The organism is uncultured Rhodococcus sp. (genome assembly GCF_963525155.1).
GTDB lineage: Bacteria > Actinomycetota > Actinomycetes > Mycobacteriales > Mycobacteriaceae > Rhodococcus_F > Rhodococcus_F qingshengii.
In genome coordinates this window covers 1-2,512 of the sequence record NZ_CAURKP010000336.1, presented here as the reverse complement: position 1 = coordinate 2,512, position 2,512 = coordinate 1, and the positions used below count along the sequence as shown (strand labels likewise).

3 protein-coding genes are annotated in these 2,512 nt (G+C 62.2%); all 3 read right to left on the bottom strand.

From position 1 onward, the window contains the following. Positions 1 to 25 precede the first annotated feature (25 nt). The gene (locus RWT78_RS29155) at positions 26 to 898 is read right to left on the bottom strand and encodes an ABC transporter permease (RefSeq protein WP_003944051.1); all 873 of its coding nucleotides are present in this window, start codon (positions 896 to 898) and stop codon (positions 26 to 28) included. Further along, positions 895 to 1,635, bottom strand: coding sequence for an MlaE family ABC transporter permease (locus RWT78_RS29150; RefSeq protein WP_399552217.1), 741 nt, complete (start codon positions 1,633 to 1,635; stop codon positions 895 to 897). The genes RWT78_RS29155 and RWT78_RS29150 overlap by 4 nt, the downstream gene beginning before the upstream one ends. A 34-nt stretch (positions 1,636 to 1,669) precedes the next feature. Further along, the coding region (locus tag RWT78_RS29145; protein ID WP_314682948.1) for a cytochrome P450 at positions 1,670 to 2,512 on the bottom strand (843 nt) is incomplete at its 5' end.

The window sequence follows — 2,512 nt, the reverse complement described above, 5'->3', positions numbered from 1 at the left end:
AGCCGTATCTGTGCACGCAGTCCCCCTAACCGGACAGATTGAAGTTGCCGGAACCGCCGTAGAGCGCGAGTGAGACGAGCAGGGTCACCGCCACGACGCAGATCAGCGAGAGCCGAACCCCGCGGCCCACTGCAGTTCCCACGCCCGACGGTCCCCCGGACGCGTTGTATCCGTAGTACGTGTGGATCAGCATCACCAGTAGTGCCATCACGAGCACTTGAACGAAGGACCATGCGACGTCGACCGGATCGAGGAACGTCGTGAAGTAGTGGTCGTAAAGACCGGAGGACTGACCGAACAGCACGACCGTGGTGAATCGTCCGGCTAGAAATGATCCCACGAGCGCCAGTGAGTACAGCGGCAAGATCGCGATCATCCCTGCGGTGACGCGGGTGCTGACGACGTACGGGACCGAACTGATCGCCATCGATTCGAGGGCGTCGATTTCCTCACTGATGCGCATGGCACCGATCTGCGCGGTCGAACCTGCGCCGATCGTGGCCGACAGGCCGATTCCCGCGATGACCGGCGCAGCGATACGAACGTTGATGAAGGCGGAGAAGAATCCGGTGAGCGCTTCGACTCCGATATTTCCCAGTGAGCTGAAACCTTGGATCGCAATGGTGCCGCCCGAGGCGAGAGTCAAAAATCCTACGACCGCAACCGTGCCGCCGATCACTGCCAAAGCTCCGGTGCCCATGCTGATCTCGGCTACCAGCCTCAACACTTCTTTCGGGTGTTTGCGAATTGCCCACGGGATGTGAGCGATGGCGCGCGCGAAGAAGACAGCTTGTCGCCCGACGTCGTCGATCGAGCGTGACGTTCGAGCCACCCGCGCCCGCGTGCGTCCGAACTTGCCGATTTGTGCCAGCGAATCCGACAGCGTCACCTCGATCACCCCGCCGTCAATCGGATGCCGACCGCGGTGACGATGGTGTTGACGACGAACAACGCCATGAATGCGTACACCACCGTTTCGTTGACAGCCTCCCCCACGCCTTTCGGCCCACCCCGTACCGACAGTCCGCGATAGCAGGCCACCAATCCCGCCAGCATCCCGAACAGTGCAGCTTTGACCATCGACAACGCCACCTCGGGGAGGCCGGTCAGCAACGTGATTCCCTCGACGAAGGCGCCAGGGTTCACGCCCTGGAGAAACACCGAGAACGCGTAACCGCCGACGATGCCGATGACGCAGACGAGTCCGTTGAGCAGCAAAGCCACCACGGTCGACGCGACCACCCGAGGAATCACCAGCCGAGTGATCGGATCGATCCCGAGCACCTCCATGGCGTCGATCTCTTCACGAATCGTTCTCGATCCCAGATCGGCGGCGATGGCAGTCGCGCCCGCACCTGCCACGATCAGCACCGTCACCACCGGACCGACCTGAGTCACGGCGCCGAGCGCGGCCCCGGCGCCGCTGAGGTCGGCGGCACCGATCTCACGGAGCAGGATGTTGAGCGTGAAACTCACCAGGACCGTGAACGGCACGGCCACCAATACGGTCGGCACGATCGACACCCGGGCGATCATCCAACTCTGCTCGAGAAACTCCTGCATCTGAAAGCGGGTGCGGAACAAGCCCACTGCGACATCGGCGCCCATCCGGTAGAACTGGCCGAGTTCGCGCATCGGGCCCGCAAGTGCAACTCTTCCGCTGTACACGTCAATGCCCCGAAGGACATGACGTGGAGTTGCCGTAGTCGACCTTGAATTCCTTGATCCCGTTGAGCCAACCGGACGAGAGCCTGCTCGGATCGCCGAGCTTGCTGATGTCGGGCATGTGATCGGCGATCTTGCCGAAGATCAGATCGACCTCCATTCTGGCCAGGTTGGCGCCGACGCAGTAGTGCGGCCCGGTTCCTCCGAACGCGAGGTGCGGGTTCGGGTCTCGGGTGATGTCGAAGACTTCGGGGTTCCCGAAGACGGTTTCGTCGAAGTTCGCCGAGCCGTAGAGCAGTACGACACGCTGCCCCTTCGCAATCGCAGTGCCGGCAATCTGTGTGTCCACCACTGCTGTTCGTTGCATCGACGTCAGTGGCGAAGCCCAGCGGATGATCTCGTCCGCGGCGGTGCGCGGACGCTCGCGCTTGTACAGTTCCCACTGATCCGGATGCTCGAGAAATGCCATCATGCCGAGTGTCGTTGCGTTTCGCGTCGTTTCGTTGCCTGCGACAGCCAACATGATGACGAAGAAACCGAACTGTTCCGGGGTGAGTTTCTGTCCGTCGATGTCGGCATGCACCAAGCGCGAGATGATGTCGTCGAGCGGTTCCTCCCGTCTCGCCTCGGCCAGTTGATAGGCGTAGCCCAGGATCTGCGCCGACGCCATCCGAGACCCGCCGGCGAGCGACTCGTCGTCGTATCCCGTCATCTGATTCGACCATTCGTACAGCTGACGGCGCCCGTCCTGCGGTACACCGATCAGCTCCGAGATCGCCTGCATGGGTAACTCGCTGGCGACCTGGCTGACAAAATCACCGCTACCTTCCGCCACGGCAGCCAACGC